Raw genomic sequence first — 587 nt, 5'->3', positions numbered from 1 at the left:
GCCGCAACCGGGGTTGCCCCCGGTTTCGGAGGTAGTCGGATGACGAACTCGTTGTCGCGCAGGGCAGGGAAAATCTCTATCGCGCGGCTCGGTTGCATTAACCTTGGCAGTATGAGGAGGGGACGGCCAGTCGAGGAGCCGCCCTGTTGTCCCTGTTCGAGCGCCGTCGCTTTCCGACCGAGATCATCGTGTTATGCGTGCGCTGGTACTGCAAATACGGCATCAGCTATCGCGATCTCGCCGAGATGATGCAGGAGCGTGGTGTCGAGGTCGGCCCGTCTACGATCTTTCGTTGGGTTCAGCGCCACGCGCGGGAGATCGAGAAGCGGGTCCGCCAACATCAGGGTTCCGGTTCATGGCGTGCGGATGAGACGTACGTGCAGGTTGGAGGGCGGTGGAAATATCTGTTCAGGTCGGTCGACAAGCACAGGCAGCTGATCGACTTCATGCCCTCGGATCGCCGCAAAGGCGCGGCAGATGTCGCAGATTTCCTCGAAATGTTCGTAGAGAAAACTCTCGCGATGATGGTGCAGGCACCACTTCGCCATGATGGAGCCGCCGCGCGAGACAATACCGGTCACGCGGTT

2 pseudogenes are annotated in these 587 nt (G+C 60.3%); one reads left to right on the top strand and one right to left on the bottom strand.

Features of this window, described 5'->3' with window-relative positions:
• Window positions 1-146 precede the first annotated feature (146 nt).
• A pseudogene (locus ACWTU8_RS31970) lies at window positions 147-464 on the top strand (IS6 family transposase); the annotation flags it as partial.
• On the opposite strand, the pseudogene ACWTU8_RS31965 reads toward ACWTU8_RS31970, so the two are convergent.
• A pseudogene (locus tag ACWTU8_RS31965) lies at window positions 465-587 on the bottom strand (phosphomethylpyrimidine synthase ThiC); the annotation flags it as partial.

Source organism: Mesorhizobium sp. BHbdii, assembly GCF_053848045.1.
The sequence above is the reverse complement of the archived record's forward strand: the minus strand, read 5'-3'. Positions and strand labels throughout refer to the sequence as shown.